The sequence below is a fragment of the Corynebacterium meitnerae genome, from assembly GCF_027570075.1.
Taxonomy (GTDB): domain Bacteria; phylum Actinomycetota; class Actinomycetes; order Mycobacteriales; family Mycobacteriaceae; genus Corynebacterium; species Corynebacterium meitnerae.
Genome location: NZ_JAKMUS010000018.1, coordinates 18980 through 41505, shown reverse-complemented (window position 1 = coordinate 41505; position 22526 = coordinate 18980). Strand labels below are relative to the sequence as shown.

General features: G+C 63.3%; 13 protein-coding genes. 5 read left to right on the top strand and 8 right to left on the bottom strand.

What is annotated here, in order from left to right; all coding sequences use genetic code 11:
* Positions 1 to 38 precede the first annotated feature (38 nt).
* The 5 genes from L8U60_RS09610 to L8U60_RS09590 all read right to left on the bottom strand — a co-directional run bounded on the left by L8U60_RS09610 (position 39) and on the right by L8U60_RS09590 (position 8584).
* Positions 39 to 1166 carry a DUF3322 domain-containing protein gene (locus L8U60_RS09610; RefSeq protein WP_269966153.1) on the bottom strand — a complete coding sequence of 376 codons (1128 nt, stop codon included), beginning with the start codon at positions 1164 to 1166 and terminating at the stop codon, positions 39 to 41.
* Positions 1167 to 1172: 6 nt separating this feature from the next.
* Positions 1173 to 4466 carry an ATP-binding protein gene (locus L8U60_RS09605; protein WP_269966152.1) on the bottom strand — a complete coding sequence of 1098 codons (3294 nt, stop codon included), beginning with the start codon at positions 4464 to 4466 and terminating at the stop codon, positions 1173 to 1175.
* The gene (locus L8U60_RS09600; protein WP_269966151.1) at positions 4463 to 5077 is read right to left on the bottom strand and encodes a DUF4194 domain-containing protein; all 615 of its coding nucleotides are present in this window, start codon (positions 5075 to 5077) and stop codon (positions 4463 to 4465) included. Before L8U60_RS09600 ends, L8U60_RS09605 begins: the two co-directional genes overlap by 4 nt.
* Positions 5074 to 6549, bottom strand: coding sequence for a DUF3375 domain-containing protein (locus tag L8U60_RS09595; protein WP_269966150.1), 1476 nt, complete (start codon positions 6547 to 6549; stop codon positions 5074 to 5076). Before L8U60_RS09595 ends, L8U60_RS09600 begins: the two co-directional genes overlap by 4 nt.
* A gap of 220 nt (positions 6550 to 6769) precedes the next feature.
* Complete coding sequence (locus L8U60_RS09590) at positions 6770 to 8584, bottom strand: phosphoenolpyruvate carboxykinase (GTP) (protein ID WP_269966149.1); 1815 nt, start codon at positions 8582 to 8584, stop codon at positions 6770 to 6772.
* A gap of 299 nt (positions 8585 to 8883) precedes the next feature.
* On the opposite strand from L8U60_RS09590, the gene trmB reads away from it, so the two are divergent.
* From trmB to L8U60_RS09565, 5 genes are read left to right on the top strand one after another with little or no spacing between them, the layout of a single operon-like run.
* Complete coding sequence (gene trmB, locus L8U60_RS09585) at positions 8884 to 9648, top strand: tRNA (guanosine(46)-N7)-methyltransferase TrmB (protein ID WP_269966148.1); 765 nt, start codon at positions 8884 to 8886, stop codon at positions 9646 to 9648.
* Positions 9645 to 10301, top strand: coding sequence for an NYN domain-containing protein (locus tag L8U60_RS09580; protein ID WP_269966147.1), 657 nt, complete (start codon positions 9645 to 9647; stop codon positions 10299 to 10301). Before trmB ends, L8U60_RS09580 begins: the two co-directional genes overlap by 4 nt.
* A gap of 7 nt (positions 10302 to 10308) precedes the next feature.
* Complete coding sequence (locus tag L8U60_RS09575) at positions 10309 to 12564, top strand: MMPL family transporter (RefSeq protein ID WP_269966146.1); 2256 nt, start codon at positions 10309 to 10311, stop codon at positions 12562 to 12564.
* Positions 12557 to 13570, top strand: coding sequence for a lysylphosphatidylglycerol synthase transmembrane domain-containing protein (locus L8U60_RS09570; protein ID WP_269966145.1), 1014 nt, complete (start codon positions 12557 to 12559; stop codon positions 13568 to 13570). Before L8U60_RS09575 ends, L8U60_RS09570 begins: the two co-directional genes overlap by 8 nt.
* 18 nt (positions 13571 to 13588) lie before the next feature.
* The gene (locus L8U60_RS09565) at positions 13589 to 13948 is read left to right on the top strand and encodes a DUF3054 domain-containing protein (protein ID WP_269966144.1); all 360 of its coding nucleotides are present in this window, start codon (positions 13589 to 13591) and stop codon (positions 13946 to 13948) included.
* Positions 13949 to 14263: 315 nt separating this feature from the next.
* On the opposite strand, the gene L8U60_RS09560 is transcribed toward L8U60_RS09565, so the two are convergent.
* The 3 genes from L8U60_RS09560 to L8U60_RS09550 form a co-directional block, all read right to left on the bottom strand.
* Positions 14264 to 15808: an acyl-CoA carboxylase subunit beta gene (locus L8U60_RS09560; RefSeq protein ID WP_269966143.1), complete on the bottom strand. Its 1545-nt coding sequence runs from the start codon at positions 15806 to 15808 to the stop codon at positions 14264 to 14266.
* The gene (gene pks13, locus L8U60_RS09555) at positions 15792 to 20600 is read right to left on the bottom strand and encodes a polyketide synthase Pks13 (RefSeq protein WP_269966154.1); all 4809 of its coding nucleotides are present in this window, start codon (positions 20598 to 20600) and stop codon (positions 15792 to 15794) included. The genes L8U60_RS09560 and pks13 overlap by 17 nt, the downstream gene beginning before the upstream one ends.
* Positions 20601 to 20696: 96 nt before the next feature.
* Complete coding sequence (locus L8U60_RS09550; protein ID WP_269966142.1) at positions 20697 to 22523, bottom strand: FadD32-like long-chain-fatty-acid--AMP ligase; 1827 nt, start codon at positions 22521 to 22523, stop codon at positions 20697 to 20699.
* Positions 22524 to 22526 lie beyond the last annotated feature (3 nt).

Here is a 22526-nt window from a genome sequence, read left to right as displayed (position 1 = left end):
ACCCCAGGACTGCTACCAACTTTCGAAAGTTGAGTGCACTAGCCCCAAATCGCGGCGAAGGCGTCCTGGGCCAGAGCCCAATCCAGTGACACTCGCTCCTGCTCCAGCCGGCGGTTTCCGCGGGTGACCAGGAGACGACGGGCGTTCTCCTCTTCCTCGGTGAGGTGTGGCAGGTGGCGGGTGGGGTCGCCCGGGTCCGCCACCGACAAGTGCAGAAACTTTTCGACGGTCCCACTATCCATCGCAACACTCCGCACAGCCCCCGGCACCGGCATGTGGCTGCGTAGCGCGTTGAGGATGGCGTAGCCGTCCGCATCCGCATCGCCCCAGTACAGGACGTTGGCGGCGCGAATCCAATCAAGCTGCGCCAGCTGCGTCCCGCTGTAGCCCGCCCCGAACACCAGGACGGCGTTGGACCCGATGGGAGCCTGCGGCAGTGCGAGGAAGGTCTCCTTGTTTTCCGCGATCACCACCGTCAAACCGTGGGGAAGCCGCAAAGCATTAACCGGCACGGCAATGTCCAGGAGTTCTGGGGTGGGGGCGAGGGAGGGGTCGAGGAAGCGGAGGCGGAGGGTGGCGTCGGTAAGCGAAAGCCCCAAGCTGGCGTAGCCGAGTGGTTTGAGCAGGCGCAAGAGGAGTCCCTGGTGGCAGTCGATCCACTTGGTGTCCACGCCTTCGACGGGCACGGCACGCGGGCGCAGGCCGGAAGCGGGGTGGGCATACAGCCAGGTCAGAACACTGAGCAGGCGGGTGAAATCCGCGTCCTCCATGGGCAGCCAAGCGGTGTGACTACGCGCGGCGGCCGCCTGAAATCCAGGCAAGCCCGGCGAAAACGGGAACAGCGCCAGAAGCGCAGCAAAGCGCGAGCGCGCCAACGCCAACGTGGCCGCCTGCCCGGTGAGCTCCGCCACCCGCTCCCAACTGCCAATATGCACGCGAACTGGCACGCTCTGCTGCCCCAGGTGCGCCCAACGGCGGGTGGCCCATTCCACTTCCGCTTGGGGCTCGTAGGCTTGCCACGCGCGGACAAACGAGGTGGCAGAAGCGGTATCCGCCAGCACACGCTTGGCGGTCGGCGGATGAAGGGGAATCGAGCCGGGCGAGCCCGAACCCAACAGCGCACGCTCCATGTTGAGGTGCAACGGAAGCTGGTCAGGTAAACGCATCAGGCACTATCCAACGTGGGTATCGATGAACTCAAAGGTGGACCGCGCCTGCGGCGTTTCGGCGTAATTGACCACGATGGTCCCGTCCACGTAGGGCGACAGCGTCTTGATCAACTTCATGGGTGTGGCCAGGATCATGTGGAACCCAAAACTGGTGAACACATCCATGGCGGTGCGGGTGAAGGTGGGGTCTGCGCGGTCGAAGGCCTCGTCGAGGACGACGGTGGCGTAGGTAGGCACATCCGCGTCCACACCCGCGAGGCGATAGCGCAGGGCCGCCGCGAGACAGAAGAACACGAGCTTCTGCGCCTGCCCGCCGGACAAGGACGCGGAGTCGACGTGGGTGTTGTACACCTCACCGTCCGAATCAATCTCGTTGCCCACGAACTTCACGTGCCGGCGAGTATCCAACACAAGGTTTTGCCAACGGACATCTGCGCTCTCCGATGAGGCCAGGCGGTCCATGATCTTCGCCAACCGGTGGTATCGCGCGATCGCCTCCCGCTCGTCGGCGGCACTCAGACTACCAGCGGTTGCTTCACGCAGGTCCTGCTGGAATTCGCGGACTTCGGGGCCACGGTTATCGCGGACCTCTATCTGCAGGTAGCGGCCACCACCGTCGGGGGTGTACGGGGAGCGTTTCAAGGACGCATTGATCGGACCAAGGTTCGTTTCAATATCCCCCTTTGCCCGCGCAAGCTGGGTGGAAATGTGGCTCAGGTGCATGACGGACTGGCCGTTGAGCAGATCGAGGAAGCGGCCGCGGAACTCCGGCAGGCGGTCCGCGCGTAGCGCTTCGAGGCGGTTGATTGCCTCGCCCGCGAACTCCGGCTCCGCGCGCAGCTCCGCGGATTCAGCGGGCCACCCGGCGAGGTAGCTGGTCAAGATGTTGCCAATCTTGGTGTTCGTGCTGGTTATCGCTTGGGCGGCGCGTTTGAGGGTGGTGTCGAGTTCGGCTTGGACTTCGTCGGAAAGCGAATTGATGTTCTCGCGCGTGAGGCGGCGCTTGCGGCTTCGCAGTTTGGTTTCTAGCTCTTGGAAAAGGTCCGGATCGACCTCGACGTTGATCTCCACCTCCGCCAACCGCGCCTGAGCAGCCTCAATGCTGGTCTCAGCGACAGTGATCTGGCGCCGCACCTTCTGCAGCTCCTCTTCGGTGGCCTCCAGAGCCCTAGAAGCCTCCTCGTAGGCCTTGTTCAGCTCCTGGAGCTCAGGCGATGACATGAGCAGGTCAAGCTCCCCACGCAGCTGCGCCAATTGCTTTTCGACGCCCCCGTGGTCCACCTCCTCCCACTCCGTCTCCGCGATCAGCTTCACCTGCTCCAGGCGATGCTGCAGGCTGTCGCGCTTACGCTGCAGTTCCTGGACGCGGTGGTGGGCGGCAGTCGTTTCCTGGCGTGCCTCCTTCAGCGCCTGGCGCAGCAATTCCACCTTGGCGTGGTTGGAGGAACCCAAACGGTAATCGCGGCGCTGGCCGAGCCGGCGGCGATCGTCTTTGACGTAGCGCGTGGACTTGGTGTGGTCGCGCACGTTGCGCTCCAGGCCGTCGATGGTTGCTGCGCGCTGGGTTTGCTGCTCCAGTTCCTCGACGGTGCGCACGAGCGCGTAATCAAAGGTGCTGGCCAGGACTTGTTCCAGCCAGGGCCGCATCGCGCCTTTGACCACCCGGATCTTATGGAACAGGCTGGCGGTGTTCTTCGGCCGCCTCGGGTGCGTCGCGCCAGCTGGCACGGTGCGGTACTCCAACCTGCGGCCCAGTGCTCGGCTGTTGACCCAGCTGTTCACCGCGCGCTCGTGCTCCTCGGGAACCAGCAGCGTGATGGCAAAGTTGGACAGCAGGCGTTGAATCACCGGCTCCCACTCGGCCTCGCTGTCCAGCACGTCAATCAGCTCGCCCACGAACGGGAGCTCTTGGGCATCGATGTTCGTGTCGTAGCACATCTGCGCGCGCAGGTCGATGAAACCTTGGTCGATGTTGTTCTCACGCTTACCGAGCCCCACGAGCTCCTGCTCGATGGCTTGTTCCTGCTGCTCAAGCTGCCGCTTCTCTGCGCGGGCGTCAGACCACGTGGCGTCCAAAGCTTCGCGCTCGGCGGGCCCTTCCTCAAGCTCGCGGCGCGCCTGCGCCTTCAGCTCGGCGAAGCGCTCCGTGGTCAGCTCATCAACGCCAAGGATCTGCTGCAGCTGCGTGGCTTTCGCCGTGCGCGCCTGAAGCACCTCCTGCTCACGGTCGATGCGATCACGGAGTGACTTGATGCCCTCTCCCTGAATGCCCCCAAGCTTCGCGTAGGCACGCTGTACAGCGGCCTGCTGTGACTCTTTGCGCTGGCTAAGTGCGCTTTCTTGAACCTTGACGGCTTCGCGTTGAGCGTTATAGGTCGTGATGGCATCGCGCAGCTCAGCCGCCTCTATCGCCCTGCGTACCCACGGCAACGCTTCCGCCAACCCCTCCGCATGTGCTCGTTGAGCCTGTGCCTCCTCGAGCGAATGCTGCAAACCGGGCAGCGGTGCCAGGGCTTCAATCTGGCAGTTGAGGTCCTCCAAACGCTCGTAGGCATACCGCAAGTCACCGTGGGTGGCCACGGCTTCCTTTGCCAACTCAAACGTCAACGGTTTTTCTAGCATGTAATCCCGGAAGAGTTCGTCCATGCTGCGCAGGGACTTCGCGGACTGCGTCCGGTGTAGCAGCATCTGCGCGTCCTCACTGTCAATGCCCAGGCGCGTGCGGAAACGGTTAGCAAACACCGAATACTGGTCCGTGAACGTCACATCGTTGCTGGCTGTTTTGAACTGTTGCTCCAGTTTGCGCTTGTCCAGTGAGTTCATCAGGTGCGGCATGAACGTATCCACATCCACCTCGTCCGGGAAGATCCCGTAGAGCGTTTTCACCTGGTCTTCGGAATTCTGCCCGGCGTTGAGGCGGAAAATCGCCACCAAGGTGTACGTCTTGCTCTTGCTGCGATACGTCATCGCAACAACGGTCGCGGTGGCGCCTTCACGCAGGTACTGGCTCCGGATCTCGCCCGTGGCCGGGTCTTCGCTTCGGCGCCACGCACCGCGGATGTAGGACACGCGGCTGCGGCCCCGAACGCGGGTCGTGTCCTGCTGCGCCGCCGCGTTGTAGCGGATTTTGGATTGAGGGACGAGGATGGTGGAGAAGGCGTCGATAAGCGTGGACTTGCCCGAGCCCGACGCACCCGTAATGAGGAAACCTTTCTGGCCCACGGGGATGTCAAAGTAGCCGTGGAACGTCCCCCAGTTCACCAGCTGTACGCGCGCCAACCTGAATTGCTCGGTCACTTATCTTCTCCTTCAGCCTCTTCTACCCCGGCCAAGCGCAGGTACTCCTGGCGCAACGCGTAGACCGTGTCCGCGTCGAAAATGTGGCGTAGCACCGGTGAGACCACATAGCGGCCGTCTGTCTCTGTCTCCGTGAGCAGGCTGTACTTGTTCTTGATCGTGTTGATCGCCGCATCAAAGCGGCGCTTAAACCCAGCCTCATCGCGGTTATCCACGGCCCGGACGTACCCAATCGCGGTGTACAGCTCATCCTCACCCACCACCACGCGCTCACCCGGCGTACTCATGCCCAGCTCGTGGCGCAGCTGCAGGAGAATCGCCGTTTGCAGGTGCGTCAGGGAATCCGTGCGGAGCACCGGCGGAACATGCACATCGTCGTTGTCCGGGCGAACGTGCCGGGTGAACGCGATGCCGGCCTCCTCATCAATGACCAGCTCCAGGAACACATCGTGCAGCCAGCTACGCAACGCCTCTTTGTCGCTCAAGATGGCATTCCACGTGTCCTTCTTCCTGTCTGCACTGATCAACGGCCCTTTGAGCAGGTCCACCAGCGCCCGCCGCGACTCATAAGACAACGTCCCCGTGTCGCCGCTCCACAACGCTTCCGTCATCGCATCTCCTCTACTGATGTGGTGTCAAAGGTCCACAACGGGATCGCTGCCACGCGCACAGCCCCGTCTTCCTCCTCAAAGCGAACCGTCTCGCGCCCGTCCAGCGAAACGCCAAACCGCATAGCCAAGTAGACCAAACCCACCACCGATGCCAGGCCCTGCGTCGCGGGATGATGCGTCAGCACATCCGCGATAGAGGGTTTGCCCTGTTTGTGGACGGCCTCAGCGATTGCGCCGGAAAGCTCCTCAAGGTCGATCTCTGACTCGCGCACGAGCTCAAGCAGCGCCTCCGCATCGCCCTCCGTGGCTTCGAAGCGCTCCACATCCGACGTGATCACCTCCGCCCCCGGATCCGCCAACTTGATCTGGGCGACCGAATTGACGGCCATGCCGATCCGCTGCAATGGCGTGGCCATCCGCTTCGTCGGCGAAAGCTCCTCGGCCTCCGCCGCATCCGCCGCAAGCTTGCGCGTGTCTCGCAGCAGCTCAATCATCCGGCGGTCCTCCGCGAACTGCTCACTCGACACGTAGTTGCGCAGGTTCCGCGCCAGCCTGGTCATCATCCGATTGACCTCATAACCTGCTTCTTCCAGGTGCCGGAAAAGATTCCTGAACTGCGAACGCGTCTTTTGATCCATCACATCAGCGTCCACCCGCTCCAAGATCTCCGCGATCCAGGACTCCACCCACGCGCCATGCTCCGCGTCCACAACCATCCGGTAGAAACCGTTAAAGCTGCGCCCCGCATCCGACTCCGAAATGACATCCACCCCAGCGAAAATCTCCGCCAGCACATCACCCCGGTTACCCTCCGGATCCAGCAGCTGCCTACGCAAATCCAGGTTCAGCACCTCCAACTGATGCCGCACACGCGCAAAATCACTCGGGATCGCCGACGCCATGCCCAAAATATCGCCCACCCGCTCCTGCACGCTCGCATTCGAGGGCAGTTCAAACTCGCCGCGCTCCACACTCGCTATCAGCTCATCCACGCGCTCACGCTGCCGATACAGATGTTCCAGACGCGTCGCAATATTCGGGTCCGTGTCCCGCGCGAGGTCCTGCAAAGCATTGCTTATCGACGCCACCCTACTCGCCGTCACCGCCGAATACGGACCCCCAACCCGGTCCATCATCTGCAGCGCCAGCAGCCCGTCCTCGCTCGGCTCCAGCGTCTCGCCTGTCACCTTGGTGCCCGATTTGCGGACCAGCCACCCCGCCTTCACCCAATCATTGCAGTACGCCTGCGGGGTTTTAGGCAGGTCAAAGGTGTCGCGCAGCAGCGCAAAATCGGCGGCCATCCGCTCATAGACTTCGCTGGCAGGCCTCGGCTCGGCGCCGCGCGGGAAGTAATCAGCGATCAAGGCCAGGACCACAGGCGCGTGGTCAGCGTGCAGGAGGCGCACTGCCGCCGACTGTTCCTTCTGGCGCTTGTAGGTCAGCGCCCGTGCCTGAAGAGCCTGAGTAGCCATACGCTGATCTTATGGGCAGAACCCCGGCCGCGCTTCCCTCACCCCGCTTCCCCTCGTGCACCATTTTCCAAAATCGTGCACAACCCCTCTAAAACCCCAGGACTGCTACCAACTTTCGAAAGTTGAGTGCACCCGACGATCGGTGGGCGACCAAAAAGAGGGCCCGAGCACTGAACTAACAGCGCCGGGCCCTCCTCAGTCCCTTTAAACGCGCAAGCGTTTAAATCTTCGCCTTGGACTTCTCCAGCTCGTCGAAGATTTCCTTCGGGATGCGGTCGCCCAGGGTCTTGAGGTACTCCTCACCCTCAGCGAACTCGGCTTCGAACTCGGCCGGGTTGACGGCGAGTGCCTCGCGGACGTCCTCGACCGGGGTGTCCAGGCCGGTGAGGTCCAGGTCCTCAGCACGGGCAACCTGACCAACGACGGTGTCGTCAGCCTCGACGCGGCCCTCAATGCGGTCGATGACCCACTTGAGCACGCGGGAGTTGTCGCCGAAGCCCGGCCACAGGAAGCGGCCGTCCTCGCCGCGGCGGAACCAGTTGACCAGGAAGATGGCCGGCATGCGGTCGCCGCCCTCAGCACCACGGTCGATCCAGTTCTGGATGTAGTCGCCGACGTTGTAGCCGATGAACGGGAGCATCGCGAACGGGTCGTGGCGCAGGGAGCCAACCTTTGCTTCCAGGGAAGCAGCGGTCTGGCCGGAAGCCAGCAGGGAGCCGATCATAGCGCCGTGGTTCCAGTCGCGTGCCTGGGTGACCAGCGGAATGGTGGACGGACGGCGGCCACCAAAGAGGATGGCGTCGAGCTTGACGCCCTTCCAGTCGTCGAACTCCGGTGCAGCGGTCGGGCACTGGGAAATGGCCACGCAGTAGCGGGAGTTCGGGTGAGCAGCCGGGGTGCTGGACTCAGGGGTCCAGTCATTGCCCTGCCAGTCGATGAGGTGCGCCGGCACCTCGCCGTCCATGTCCTCCCACCAGACATCGCCGTCATCAGTCAGCGCGACGTTGGTGAACAGGGTGTTGCCCGGCTCCATGGTGCGCATAGCAATCGGGTTGGACTCGTAGTTGGTGCCCGGGGCAACGCCGAAGAAGCCGTTCTCCGGGTTGACTGCGTAGAGGCCATCCTCGCGCAGCTTCAGCCATGCAATGTCATCGCCGACGACCTCAGAGGTCCAGCCCTCAATGGTCGGGGTGATCATGGCCAGGTTGGTCTTACCGCAGGCAGACGGGAATGCTGCCGCGATGTGGTACGCCTTGCCGTTCGGGTCGGTGAGCTTGAGGATGAGCATGTGCTCCGCCATCCAGCCCTCTTCGCGGCCCATGACGGATGCGATGCGCAGGGCGTAGCACTTCTTCGCCAGGATGGCGTTGCCGCCATAGCCGGAACCGTAGGACCAGATCTCCTTGGTCTCCGGGAACTGGGAGATGTACTTGGTGTCATTGCACGGCCATGCCACGTCTTCCTGGCCCGGCTCCAGCGGCGCACCGATGGAGTGGAGGCAACGGACAAAGTCGCCGTCCTTGCCAATCTTGTCCAGGGCTTCCTGGCCCATTCGCGTCATGATCCGCATGGACATGACCACGTATGCGGAGTCCGTCAGCTGCACGCCGAGCTTCGGCTCCGGGTCGGAAATTGGGCCCATGCAGAACGGCACCACGTACATGGTGCGGCCCTTCATGGCGCCACGGAAGTGCTCGGTCATCTCGGCCTTAAGTGCGCTCGGCTCGACCCAGTTGTTGGTCGGGCCAGCATCCTCTTCCTTCTCGCTGGCGATGAAGGTGCGGGATTCCACGCGTGCCACGTCGGACGGGTGGGAGCGAGCGAGGAAGCTGTTCGGGCGCTTGTCCTCGTTCAGCTTGATCAGCGTGCCCTTTTCCACCAGTTCAGCGGCGAGTCGATCCCACTCGGCGTCCGAACCATCGGCGAAGACGACCTGCTCCGGCTGGAACAGCTCCACAGCGTCATTAATCCACTCAATCAGCTGTTCGTTTTCGGTGGGGGCCTGCCCCTGAAGACCCTTCACTACGGCGGTCATACATTCTCCTCATTGATCGGCGACTACCCAGTTCATTCTTCCCTTTCAGAGTATCGAAGTGTTACCTCCACCCGCTGGGCATCAGAAAGTCCCCAAGAAACAGCTGGGATGTCACACGCGCTCCACCCCCGAAAGGGTGGCTATTGGGGGTGGCGGAAGCGGGGGAGAAAACGTCGATAAGCAGCTTTGATTGCCCTAATTTCTGCCGCGCGGATGGTATGTGAGGTCTGAGCGCGCGATGCGTGCATGTTTTTGTCTTTATTGCCCCTTTGCGGGGGATCGCGCCAAAAGCTGCGACAATGGCGTGCGTGAATGAATCTCTCGGTGAACTCCCACACGGCCGGCCCCCACAAACTGAGTTTGATACGGGCCTGGATTATCCACGGCTTGGCGCCGTCACTTTCCGTCGCGGCACGCTCACGCCTAATCAGGAGCAGCTTTTCGACGAATGGTGGCCCCGCCTCGGCCGCATCCTCACCCATTCCGATGAGGATCAGACCATTGATATTGATGAATGGTTTGGCCGCAGCGGCCACAAAACCATCGTGGAAATTGGCTCCGGAACAGGCACGTCCACCGCGGCGATGGCGCCGCTGGAGAAGGACACGAACGTGATCGCGGTGGAGCTGTACAAGCCGGGTCTGGCGAAGTTGCTGGGCTCTGTCGTGCGCGGCGGGATTGAGAACATCCGCATGGTGCGTGGCGACGGCGTGGAGGTGCTTGCCCGCATGTTCCCGCCGGAATCCCTCGATGGCGCGCGCATTTTCTTCCCGGACCCGTGGCCGAAGGCGCGGCACCACAAGCGCCGCATCATCCAGTCGGGCACGCTCAACCTCATTGCCACCCGCCTGAAGCCGGGCGGTGTGCTGCACGTGGCCACCGACCATGCGGACTACGCCGAGTGGATCAATGAGCTGGTTGAGGTGGAGCCGATGCTGGAATACAAGGGTTGGCCGTGGGAGAATGCCCCCATCCTGACCGGCCGCCAGGTGATCACCAAGTTTGAGGGCAAAGGCCTGGATAAAGAGCACGTGATTTCTGAATACCTCTGGGTGAAAAAATGACAGACGTACATACCCTGATCCACTCCTATGCCCCCGGCGCGGATGCCGGCCCAGATAGCTTGCTGCTGGTGTGGGACGCACCGAACTTGGACATGGGGCTCGGCGCCATCCTGGGTGGCCGCCCAACTGCGGCCTACCGTCCGCGCTTTGACGCGATTGGCCGCTGGCTGGTCCACCGCGCACTGGACATGCCGGGTGAGGTGGAGCCGGAAGCAACCGTGTTCACCAATGTCACGCCCGGTTCCGCCGATGTTGTGCGCCCCTGGGTGGAGGCGCTGCGCAACGTTGGTTTCGCCGTCTTTGCCAAGCCGAAGGCGGATGAGGATTCGGATGTGGATGCGGACATGATCACCCACATCACCCGCCGCCGCGACGAAGGCGTGCTGCGCGGAGTAGTGGTTGCGTCCGCCGATGGGCAGAATTTCCAACACCTGCTCGAGGAGCTTGCGGTCGATGGAATCCCTGTCACCGTCATCGGTTTTCACGAACACGCCAGCTGGGCAGTCACCGCACCGGACATCACGTTCGTAGACTTAGAGGACATTCCTGGCGTATTCCGCGAGCCACTGCCGCGCGTCAACCTGGACCAGCTGCCGGATGATGGTGCGTGGCTGCAGCCGTTCCGCCCGCTGAGCGCCTTGATCAAGAACTAGGAGACGCATGTTCTACAGGTGGGGCCGTGCCGCCTACCGGCACCGCAAGATCATTCCGGTGGTGATTATCGCCCTGATCATCCTCATGCAGGTGCTGTGGGGAGCCAAGCTCGGCGAGCGCCTGTCGCAGGAGGGCTGGGAGGATCCGCACGCGGATTCCACCACCGCTGCGGTGATTGAGGAGGAGACGTTCGGCCGCGATAACGCCGGCGACGTGATCTTGTTGGTCAGTGGCAATGTCACGGACCCGGCGGTGGTGGCCTCTGCCAACGAGCAGATCTCCAAACTCAAGGACCGCCCCGAAGTTGCCCATGTGACCAGCTATTTTGCCACCCAGAATCCACAGCTGATCTCCCCGGACAGGACGAAGGCCTTCGCCGCCATCGGGCTGGCCGGTGACGGTGAGCAGACGCTCAAGGACTTCCGGGCGCTGCAGGAACAGCTGGAGGCCATTGAGATCCCGGGCGCCGAAGTGCAGGTGGCTGGCGCCACCGCCGTCGCGGACGCTTTGGACCGTGGCATGGCCGACGATATTGCCCGCGCAGAAAAAGTCGGCCTGGTTTTTGTGGCCGTGATCCTGCTGTTCGTCTTCGGCGGTGTCATCGCGGCGGCGATGCCGCTGATCGTGGGCGTGCTCTCCATCATTGGCTCGCTGTCCATCCTGTCCATCCTGGCGCAGGTCCAGCAGGTCAACGTGTTCTCCCAGTCCATCATCACGCTGCTGGGTCTGGGCCTGGCCATCGACTACGGCTTGTTCATGGTCTCCCGCTTCCGCGAGGAGCTGGATAAGGGCAGATCCATCGAAGATGCCGTGGCGGAAACCACCACCACGGCGGGTAAGACGGTATTCTTCTCCGCCCTCATGATCGGCGTGGCACTGTCAGGTCTGCTCATGTTCCCGCAGGCCTTCCTCAAATCCGTGGCCTACGGCGCGATCAGTGCCGTGCTGTTCGCGGCCGTGATCTCGGTGGCGGTGCTGCCGGCGATGTTCGGGTTGTTGGGGCACAACATCGATAAGTGGTCCGTCCGCCGCACCAGCCGCACGGCACGACGGCTCGAGGACACGATCTGGTTCAAGATCCCCGCCTGGGCCATGCGTCACTCCAAGCCCGTCATCGTCGGTGTGGCCGGTGCCCTGTTGGCGCTGACCATCCCCATCGTGGGTATCACCTTCGGCGGTATCAACGAGTCCTACCTGCCACCGGCCAACACCGTCCGCCAGGCACAGGATGATTTCAACGAGACCTTCCCCGCCTTCCGCACGGACCCGGTGAAGCTCGTGGTCACCGGCGCAGACAACAAACAGCTGGTGGACGTGGTCATGCAGACCCGCCAAGTCACCGGCCTGGCCTCCCCCATGGCACCGTCGCAGGCCACCAAGGACGGCACGACGGTGCTCTCTGGCACCCTGGCAGACCGCAATGGCGGCGAGGAGGTCATTGACCAACTCCGCGCCATCGAAGCGCCAGAAGGCGTGAACCTCTACATCGCCGGCACCCCCGCCATGGAGATCGAATCCATCGAGGCCCTCCTGGAGCGCCTCCCGTGGATGGCGGTGTACATGGTGGTGGCCACGTTCCTGCTCATGGCGGTGCTCTTCGGCTCCATGATCCTGCCGGCAAAGGCCGTTATCATGAACATCCTGGGTATCGGCGCCACGCTCGGCTTCCTCACCCTCGTCTTCGTGGACGGCGTGGGCTCCGGCATGCTCGGCTTCACCCCAGGCCCGCTCATGAGTCCGGTGCTGGTGCTCATCATCGCGATTCTCTACGGCCTGTCCACGGACTACGAGGTGTTCCTAGTCTCCCGGATGGTGGAGGCGCGGGACCGGGGGGCGTCGACAAGCGATGCAATCAAATACGGCACCGCGCATACCGGCGGAATTATTACGGCGGCCGCGCTCATCATGATCGTGGTCGCAGGCGCGTTTGCCATGAGTGAGATCGTGATGATGAAGTACATCTCCTTCGGCCTCATCTTCTCCCTCGCGCTCGACGCCACGCTCATCCGCCTGCTGCTCGTCCCCGCCGTCATGCACGAGCTACGCGAGGACAACTGGTGGGCCCCCCGCTGGGTCAAGCGCGTGTACGAAAGCTTCGGGGAGGGCAGTTCGCTTCACGACGACACCCCCCACCCCCACACCGGTGACATCCCCATCGGCGACACCGTCCTTGCCACGCAGCACGCCCGCAGCGGTGTGAGCGTGGATGAGGACAGCGACCTCATCCCCTTCGACGAGCTCATGCGCCGACTGAATGGCTGATCTTCGTTCCTGGGTGCGCTGGCTCGCCCCCATCGCGGTCCTAGTTGTCGTGGGGCTGGTCTTCCGCGACCAGCTGCCCTTCCTCGGGGAGGCCTTCGCGGTGCTGGGCCACGCTGCCCCCTTGCACGTAGCGGCGTCAGTGCTCTGCGCGGTCTTAGCCATCGTGTCCATGGCGGCCGTGATGCGCATCCTGCTGGCCGCCAAAGATGTACGCGCGAACATGGGCAACTGCACCACCATTACCCTGGCCAGCAACGCGTGGTCCACCACCATCCCCGGTGGTCCCGCGCTGTCCGCGTGGCTGACCTACCGCGTCCACCGCTCCTGGGGTGCCTCCACCGGCCTGTGCGGCTGGTTCTTTGTCATCTCCGGCGCGCTTTCCACCGTGTGGATGGTGGTCATTGGCATCGCTGCCGCCATCTTCCTCGGCGCCAACCTGTCCATGTGGGCGCTTGCCGGCTCCTTCGCCGTGGCCATCGCCGCAATCGCCGGCCTGTTCTGGGCCGTGTACAACCCCGCCGTACTCGAGCGCTGGACCCGCTACCTACCCGCACGTGTGCGCGAACGCGTCTTGCCGGTGATCACCCAGCTTGGCGATATCCGCATGACCACCCGCGGATTTATCGCCGCCGCAGTGTTCTCACTGTTCAATCAGCTCATCGACGTAGCCACCCTCTACTTCTCCATCTCCGCCATCACCGGCACCCTCCCCGGCTTCACCGCCGGCCCCGATCAAACCACGATCCAGGGCGTGACCCTGGCCTTCATCATGACCAAACTGGCCGGCGCCGCCCAGATCACCCCCGGCGGCATTGGCACCGTCGAACCGATTGCCACCGCCTCGCTGGTAGCCACCGGCCTCACCCTCGTCGACGCCACTGCCGCCACCCTGATCTACCGCATCGTGTCATTTGCTTTGGTCACCGCCATTGGCTGGGTGGTGTACCTATTCGCCTATGCCGGGAAAGGCTTCATGCTCGGCCGGTCAGCAGCGGACCCTTCTTAGCCGACTACGCTTAGGCCTATGAAAAACTCCACCCCCACCAGCACCGCCATTGCCCTTGATGCGGTTGCCATCGCGCTTTTCGCCCTGCTAGCGCGCATCGCTCACCAAACCGAAGAGATGCCCCTGAACTTTGTTGGTTGGCTGTCGACTCTCTGGCCCTTCCTCCTCGGCGTGAGCCTGGCGTGGGCTGTTGCTCTGCTTGTGATCAAGCAAGCCAAGGGCTGGGTCATCTGGCTTATCACCGTGGCTACCGGCCTGATCATCTGGGCAATCCGGAACCAGCAGATCCCGCACTGGTCCTTCATCATCGTGGCCAGCGTGATGTCGGCACTGCTGATGTTGGGGTGGCGAGGGATCGTCCACCTGGTTAAGCGGTAGCCATCCGAGAAATCTGACATCGCGAAAATCGCGACCTGGGAGAACGCCGGTTCATAATCCCGGAACCGTCAGAAAAATCGAATGCCCACCTGGAAATCACGCCAAGTGGGCCTCCTTTTGGTTGTTTAAGCCGCTATTAGAACGGCAGCTGGCCGTTGCCGATCGCACGGACAAGCCACACGATGTAGTTGATCAGTTCGGCACTCAGATCCAGAGCACTGCTCAGCATGGGATCCTCCTTAAGTGGGGTCGAAGCGATGTTCTCTTAACTCTTCAGATATCGCCCGGGAAGCACAGCCTGTTACACACCGCTGCTTAGAGCGGGTGGATGTTGTGCTTCTTCGGCAGGTCCTCATCAAACTTAGTGGACAGCTGGCGGAGCGCCCGGCGCAGGGTCAGACGGGTTTCGGACGGCTGGATCATGGCATCCAAGTAGCCACGTTCGGTGGCCACGTACGGGGAGGTCATGTTCTCCTCGTAGAAGTCCATGAACACCTTCTTCATGTACGCACGCTGGGTCTCATCCTCGATGGCTGCCAGCTGCTTGCCCTGAATCATCACGGCAGCAGCGGCAGAACCCATCACGGCGATCTGCGCGGTGGGCCACGCGAAGTTCAGGTCACCGGTCAGGTTCTTAGACCCCATCACGGCGTACGCACCGCCGTAGGCCTTGCGGACGATGAGCGAGATTTTCGGCACCGTCGACTGCACCACGGAGAACGCCAGCTTGGCGCCGCGGTGGATGAGGCCAACCTTCTCTTGGTCCACGCCCGGTAGGTAGCCCGGGGTGTCCACCACGAAGATGAGGGGCAGGTTGTAGGCATCACAGATCTGGATGAAGCGCGCGCCCTTATCGGCGGCATCGGCGTCAATGCAGCCTGCGAAGTGCATGGGGTTGTTGGCCACGAAGCCGACGGGGCGGCCGTCAATTCGCCCAATGGCGCAGATGAGGTTCGGGGCGTAGTTCTCCTGGATCTCCAGCAGATCCTCATCATCGCCGAGCTGAACCAGCAGGTCCATCATGTCGTAGCCGGCGTTGGTGTCATCCGGCATGAACTCGTCGAGGGCGGAGTCATCCAGCTCATCATCGGCGGGCGCCCAGGCAACGGGCGGCTCGTCAAAAGCGCTCGTGGGCAGGTGTGCCAGCAGGTCACGGACGAAGTCGAAGGCCTCGTCCTCAGACTGCACGGTGACGGAGACGTTGCCGTTCTGCTCCTGCTGCAGGGCGCCGCCGAGCTCGGCGGAAGAAATGTCCTCACCGGTCACCTCACGGATCACGGCCGGGCCGGTCACGTACATCTCCGCCTGGCCTTCCACCGCAACGATGAAGTCCGTGGTCACCGGCGCATATACCGCACCACCAGCGGACTTACCCAGCATGATGGAGATCTGCGGGGAGCGGCCGGACAGCGGCAGCTGACGGCGAGCAATCTCGGAGTACATGGCCAGGGAGGTCACCGCGTCCTGAATACGGGCACCACCCGAATCCTGAATACCGATGACGGGGCAGCCGATCTTGATGGCCATCTCCATCACGTCCACAACCTTGCGGCCAAACGTCACGCCGACGGAACCGCCATACACGGTCTTGTCGTGGGCGTAGATGGCTACCGGGCGGCCGTCGATACGCCCATAACCGGTGACAACACCGTCGGAGTACACGGCGTCCGGGTCGCCGGGGGTGCGGGCGAGGGCACCGGTTTCAACGAAGGACCCTTCGTCGAGAAGCGCATTGATGCGTTGACGCGGGGTGGTCTGCCCGGCATCATCACGCCTCTTTCGCGCGCGCTCCGAGCCCGGATCTTGCGCACGCTCCAGACGTTCGCGCAGTTCAGCGAGTTTTTCAGCGGTCGTTGCCATTAATCCACTCCTGCATATGCTTGCCGACGATCCCCACCGCCGGCTCATCCACAACCGCCAAGTGATCACCCGGCAGCTGCACGATGGTCAAATCTTCCACGATGGCGGCCCAGCCACCATCCGGTGCGATATCTGCGTAAGCAGGCTCCAGCATAATCGCACCCTCGTGCATACCCTCCGCACGGAAGAGAAGCACCGGCACATCAACATCGGCCCACTTTACCAAATCCACCTTGGCCAAGATCTGGTTGTCCACAAAGCTGGCGCGCTGGTGTTCCAGCACACCGGCGGACAGGCCGTGCGCGGAGGCATCCGTGGTGGCCAGGAACTCACCCAGCATGGTTAGCAGGGCGTCCTCGCCGGCGGTGTCGAGGAGCTCGTACGGCACCTCGAAGTCCAGGCCGTAGGTGTCCTTGGCAAACGCGGCGTAGCGCTCCCAGCGTGCGCGGACGTTTTCCGGGGTATCCGGCGTTGGGTTCCGCGGCTGCGTGGTGTCCAGCAGACCGATGAACTTCACCTTCGGAGTATCCGCGCCAGCTCCGGAGCCGGCGCGGTTCTGTAGTTGATGCGCCACCTCGTAGGCCAGCGCACCGCCGAAGGACCAGCCGGCCAACACGATCGGCTGGCCTGCGGCGAGTTCCACGATGTCCTCGATGTAGGCCGCGGCGCGGTCCTCGAGGCTGCCCTCCAGGCGCTCTAGGCCGTAGACCGGAACGTTGTCAGCCAGGCGGCGCGTCAGTGGTTCGTAGACCACGTTCGATCCGCCAGCCGGGTGGAAGAGGAACACCGACGGCGTGGTCTCATCCGTGCGTGCGCGCAGCACGCGGACGTTGCCCTCCACCGGGGTTTCCAAACCTTCACGCACCACGTTGGCCAGCGGTTCCAGGGTCTCCGCGTCCAGCACCTGCTGCGCGGTGACCTCGATGCCAGAGCGCTCGGTCAGGTGCGCTGCGATCTCACCGGCCACCTTCTCGTCGATCTTCGGCAGCGGCGAGGTCACACCAGCAGCAGCTGCGCCGGCGTACTTCGCCCACGCACCGAAGACCATGCGCTCGGACGCATCACGCGGGGCGACACCCACGCCGGTAGCGGGCTGGTCAGTTTCTGGCTGGTCGGCTTCCGTCTCTCCTGTCTCCCCTGGCTGGTCGGCTTCCGTCTCCCGTGGCTGGCCAGCCTGGCCAGCCACCGCGTCTTCCACCATCTGGATGACATCGGCGACGGAGGCGTCGCGAAGTGCTTGGAGCTGCAGCGGCGGGATCTGGAAGTCGTTTTCCACGCGGTTCTTGATGCGCATGCCCATGAGGGAATCCAGGCCCAGGTCGATGAGTGGGAGTTCCACCGGCAGGTCATCCACCTCGTAACCCATGGATTCGGACACGATGGCGCGCAGGCGCTCCTCCACCGTTTCCTTGGCCGGGTCCCAGACGACGGGTTCCACGTCAACGGCGCCGCGAATACCAGCCTCGACCTGCTCACGTGCAGCGACCACTTCCGGCGGCTGGGGGTTGTCGGTCACGCCGGGGAGGGGCGTTGCGGCCAGGTCTAGCGTCGTCGCAAAGCCTTCTGCGATGAGCGCTTCCCCACTGTGAACCGTGACGGTGAGACCACCGAGACCCCGGCGGACCAGGGTGGTGAGCTCGCCCGACGCGGGCAGCGTGGCGCGCTCTTCGGCGGCAACAACGCGCGCGTTCGGGTCAGTGTCAGCGGCGGCGAGCTCCACGAGCTGCATGACCGAGTAGATCTGGTCGGCTTGCGTGGCGTAGGCCAGGGTCCCGTCGGGAAGCGACACGCGCGCACCCAGCGGGCCGGAACCCGACGCGGAGGGGCGAGCATCCGTCCACAGATCGTTTCGCTTGAACTGGGTGTGCGGCAGATCCGCGCGCGCACCAGCACCCGCGATGGCGGCGAGATCGACCGGCATGCCCTGTGCGTACAGCTTGGCGGCCAGGTCCAGCAGGGTGGCTACCTCATTCTCCTTGCGCTTCAAGGAGTACAGCAGCTGCGCGTCGGGCTTGCCCACGGAAAACGCGGTGTTCATCATGCCCATGATGGCCACCGGGTTCGGGGAAATCTCCACCAATGTGGTGTGACCAGCAGCAAAAGCCGCCTCTGTCGCGTCCTGGAACATGACCGGCTGGCGTGTCATGCGGATCCAGTAGTCCACGCCATGCACGGTCTCACCCGGGCGGTGCGTGCCATCGACGGAACCAAAGTGCGTGATACGCAGCGGTTTCGGCTCAATGCCAGCGATCTCACCGGCGAGTTCACCCAGGATCGGGTCAAGCATGCTCGTGTGGCCCGCGCCGCGAACCTGCAGCTTGCGCGCGAATTTCTCTTCGGCTTCCAGCGCCGCCACCAGGTAGTCCACGGCCTTGCCGGGCCCACCCACGGTGGTCATGCCCGGACCCGCGTACACAGCGGGCTCAACGCCAGCAGCTTCAGGATGCTTATCGACGAATTCCGCCAACTGCTCCCGACTCAACTCCACCACGGCCATGGCACCTTCACCATCGGTGCCAGCAACCTGCTTCTCCCCCTCGCCCATGAGGCGGGCGCGGGCGCACGCGATGGTCAGGGCGTCCTCGGCGGACAGACCACCTGCGGCGTAGGCCGCGGCCATCTCACCCATGGACATGCCCATCGTGGCAGCCGGGGTGATGCCGTAGCTGGCCAGAAGGTCCGTCACGGCGATTTGGATGGCGGTGATGGTGACTTGGCCGGTCTCGGTGTCGTAGGTCTGCTCGTCGTCAAGAATGAGGTCCATCATGGACCAGCCGGATTCAAAGGCAACGACCTTGTCCAGCTCCTGGATCCGCTCGCGGAACAGCGGGGAGACCTCCACCAGGCGCTTGGCCATCTTGCGGTGCTGGGAACCGAAGCCGGAGTAGACGAACACCGGGCCAGCGGCCGCCGGGCTATCAGCGGAGTACACGCCCTGGGTGGCCTTGCCCTGGGCGACGTAACCCAGGCGCTTCACGGCCTCTTCCACGGTGGACGCGGTGACCACGGCGCGGGAGCGGCCATGGTTGCGGCCAGCCAGCGTGCGGGCAACCGCGCGCAGATCCGTCTTGGCACCGGTCTTCTCCAGTGCTTCTGCCATGACGGCTGCCGCATCCTTGCGGCGCGACGGCAACAGGCCCGAGACCGGCAACAGCACCAGATCCGGGTTCTCCGGATCAATCAACGCGGCCGGCGCTTCGGCATCTACCTGGTAATCAGCGGCATCAAAGTCGGAGAGCACCACGTGCGCGTTCGTGCCGCCGAAGCCAAAGCCGGACACACCGGCGGTGCGGCGGCCGGAGTACTGCGGCCACTCGCGGGGATCTTCCACGATCTCAATGGATTGTGCGTCAAAGTCCACGTACTTATTCGGCGCGGTGAAGTTCGCCGTCGGCGGAACCGTGTCATGCGTCAGCGCGTCGATGACCTTGATCATGGCCACCACACCAGCAGCGGATTCAGAGTGGCCGATGGTGGACTTCGCCGACCCCAACAGCAGCGGCTCTGAATCCGGGCGGCCAGCACCGGAGCCCAGGACCTCGCCCAGGGCGGTGGCCTCAATCGGGTCACCCAGCGCGGTGCCCGTACCGTGGGCCTCCACTAGGTCTACCGTTGCCGGATCCACGCCAGCATCGGCGTACGCCCGGCGCAGCACATCAACCTGTGCCTCCGGGTTCGGGGCGGTCAGGCCGTTGGAGTGGCCATCCGAGTTCGTCGCCGAACCCTTGATCACGGCGAGCACTTCGTCCCCATCCGCAATCGCGTCCTCAACGCGCTTGAGCACGATGAAGCCGGCGGCCTCCGCACGCACAAAACCATCCGCGTCATCAGAGAACGCGCTGATCTTGCCGGTCGGGCTGATCACGCCCAGCTCGGAGAAAGCAGTGGAGATGAACGGCGACGCCAGAATGTTCACGCCACCAGCCAGGGCCACATCCGCTTCCCCATCGCGCAGTGCGCGCACAGCATGGTGCACCGCTACCAGGGAAGACGAGCAGGCGGTGTCCACGTTGACACTCGGGCCACGGAAGTCGAAGGCGTAAGAAATACGGTTCGGAATGATCGAGCTTGCCGTACCCGTCAGCGCATACGGGTGCGCGGACGCCGGGTCGGACGTAACCAACATTCCGTAGTCATTCGAGGAGGAACCCACGAACACACCCACGGACTCCCCGCGCAGGTCACTGGCAGGCAGGTTGGCATCTTCGAGTGCTTCCCACGCCAGCTCCAGCATGATGCGCTGCTGCGGGTCCATGTTGGTGGCTTCCAGCGGGGACAGGCCGAAGAACTCGTTGTCAAAGGTGCGGATGTCATCCAAGTAGCCGCCCTGGAGGTTCTGCTCCTCCATCTTCTTGGCCATCACCGGGTCACTCAAGTACTCAGACCAGCGGCCTTCCGGCAGCTCACCGGTCACACTCTGGCCAGTGACAAACAGGTCCCACAGTTCATCCGGGTTGCCGGCCTTGGGGAAGCGCCCCGCGCGACCCACCACGGCAATATCCCCGGAACCATCCGTGGCGCGGCGGGTGGTCACCGGCTTGGCCTCACCGGACAGACCCGTACCGGCCAGCAGGCCATGTGCCAGCGCCTCCACTGTGGGGAACTGGTAGGCCACCGTCGGATCCAGCTTGATATCCAGAAGGTTCTCCAGCTCACCGGACAAGACGATGACGTCGCGGGAGGACAAACCCAGGTTCTCCAATGGCGCAGCCGGGTCCACCTCATCGAGGCTGGTGCCCGTGGCATCCGCAATCCACTGCCGCAACCAAGTGATCAGTTCTGCCTCGGTCATCGTCTGTGCCACAGGTCCTTCCTTCTACATACCTTCTGAATATCTTCTAAATACTGAACGGGTTATTCAGTCCCGTTATGTATCGGCCAGGCAAGGCTAACCGTTAGCCAGATACTTCTTCCGGTTCACCTGACGGGCGATCTTGCCGGAGGAGGAACGAGCAATTTCGTTCGGCGCGTAGAAGCGCACGTCCTCCGGGCTGATGCCGTGCTTCGAACTCACCGCGCCACGGATGGCGTCCTCAGCGAGTGCATCCCCAGCCGGGTCTGCACCCTCAACGCGCTCAACCAGCAGCACGAGCTTCTCCACATCCTCACCCGGTACTGCGAATGCCGCCACCGAATCAGAACGCACGTGATCGCTGGCCTCCATGACGGTGGCCTCAATGTCCTGCGGGTAGTGGTTACGCCCAGCAATGACAATGAGGTCCTTCACGCGGCCCGTGATGTAGAGGTGACCACGATAGAACGACACCAGGTCACCCGTGGCCAACCAGCCATCCTTCGGCGTGTCTTCCGGCACGGTGGAACCTTCCGCCAGGCGCTCGCCCAGGGTGTTCTGGAAGGTCTGCTTCGTCTCTTCCTCACGGCCTTCATAGCCCGCAGCCACGTTGTCGCCGTGGATCCACAGCTCACCGATGGTGCCTTCCGGGACCTCATTGCCTGTCGACGGATCCACCACCGCCAACACCAAATCCGGCACCGCCTGCCCATTCGAGGCAAACGCGATACCCGCAGCATCCCCTTCGGCCACTTCCACAATCTGGCCTTCGCCGACCTTCTCGCGGTCGAAGAAGGAGAACAGCGGACGCTCTTCCGTCTGCGGGGTGGACACGATGAGCGTTGCTTCCGCCAGACCGTAGGACGGGCGCAGCACCTGCGGGTCGAGCTTGGACGGACCAAAGGTTTCCTCGAAGCTCTTTACCGCCGCACGGGTCACCGGCTCCGAGCCGATGATGATGCCATCGACCTGGGAGAAGTCATAGTCCTCTGCGTTCTCCGGTGCCGCGTAGCGTGCGGCCAGATCCAGCGCGAAGTTCGGCACAACGGTGTACACAAACTGGTCTTCATCGCCCTCGCGGAAGGTGAGCTGATCCGTCCAGCGCTTCGGCTGCTGGATGAAGTCACGCGGGTTCATCAACTCAAACTCGATGCCCATGATGGTCACGAACACGGTGAGGATGATGCCCATGTCGTGGTGCATCGGCAGCCACGTGGACAGACGCAGCGGCATCTTCAGCTCCGCTGCGTCATAAATCTGCAGAACGTTGGTCAGAATCGCGCGGTTGGTCAGCACCACACCAGCCGGCAGGCGGGTGGAACCGGAGGTGTACTGCAGGAATGCCACCTCATCCAGCGGATCAATGTCCTCGCGCTCCTCCGGCGGGGTCCAGCTGTCCGCCAGGGAATCCGGCAGGGAATCCACCACCATGATGCGCGGGCGTTCCGGCTTGGGCACCTCCGCGAAGAATTCACGCACGGCCTTTGCGCCAGCGTTGTTGGTCAGCACCGTCTTAGCGCCACAGTCCGCCATGACGGCGCGCAGCTGCTCATCGTGCCCCGGCTCATTCGGGTCATACAGCGGCACCGGCGTCTGGTCAGCATAGAGAGCACCCATGAAGGAGAAGATGTACTCCGGGGAGTTCGCCGCCAGGATGGCCACGCGGTCCCCCGGTTGGCCCGTCTGCTGCAGGCGGGCACCAACGGCCTTGATGCGCGTGATCATCTCTTCGCGGGTGAAGTCCACCGGCGTGCCCTCGCGGGAGACGGAGAAGTCCCAGTAGCGCATCTGGTGAAGGTCACCGGTGCCCATCTCTGCGCTGCCCTGGTAGAGCATCTCGCACAGTTGGTAGAGCGAAAGCTCCGGCGGCAGGTCGATCTTTCCGTCGTTGTAGAACTGGTAGAGCAGCTGCTCAATATCCATACT

Bases quoted from the DNA above. Each gene is read 5' to 3' on its own strand.
- L8U60_RS09610 (WP_269966153.1), bottom strand. From the start codon at position 1,166: ATGCGTTTACCTGACCAGCTTCCGTTGCACCTCAACATGGAGCGTGCG.
- L8U60_RS09600 (WP_269966151.1), bottom strand. From the start codon at position 5,077: ATGACGGAAGCGTTGTGGAGCGGCGACACGGGGACGTTGTCTTATGAG.
- L8U60_RS09595 (WP_269966150.1), bottom strand. From the start codon at position 6,549: ATGGCTACTCAGGCTCTTCAGGCACGGGCGCTGACCTACAAGCGCCAG.
- L8U60_RS09590 (WP_269966149.1), bottom strand. From the start codon at position 8,584: ATGACCGCCGTAGTGAAGGGTCTTCAGGGGCAGGCCCCCACCGAAAAC.
- trmB (WP_269966148.1), top strand. From the start codon at position 8,884: ATGGCGTGCGTGAATGAATCTCTCGGTGAACTCCCACACGGCCGGCCC.
- L8U60_RS09580 (WP_269966147.1), top strand. From the start codon at position 9,645: ATGACAGACGTACATACCCTGATCCACTCCTATGCCCCCGGCGCGGAT.
- L8U60_RS09575 (WP_269966146.1), top strand. From the start codon at position 10,309: ATGTTCTACAGGTGGGGCCGTGCCGCCTACCGGCACCGCAAGATCATT.
- L8U60_RS09570 (WP_269966145.1), top strand. From the start codon at position 12,557: ATGGCTGATCTTCGTTCCTGGGTGCGCTGGCTCGCCCCCATCGCGGTC.
- L8U60_RS09565 (WP_269966144.1), top strand. From the start codon at position 13,589: ATGAAAAACTCCACCCCCACCAGCACCGCCATTGCCCTTGATGCGGTT.
- L8U60_RS09560 (WP_269966143.1), bottom strand. From the start codon at position 15,808: ATGGCAACGACCGCTGAAAAACTCGCTGAACTGCGCGAACGTCTGGAG.
- pks13 (WP_269966154.1), bottom strand. From the start codon at position 20,600: ATGACCGAGGCAGAACTGATCACTTGGTTGCGGCAGTGGATTGCGGAT.
- L8U60_RS09550 (WP_269966142.1), bottom strand. From the start codon at position 22,523: ATGGATATTGAGCAGCTGCTCTACCAGTTCTACAACGACGGAAAGATC.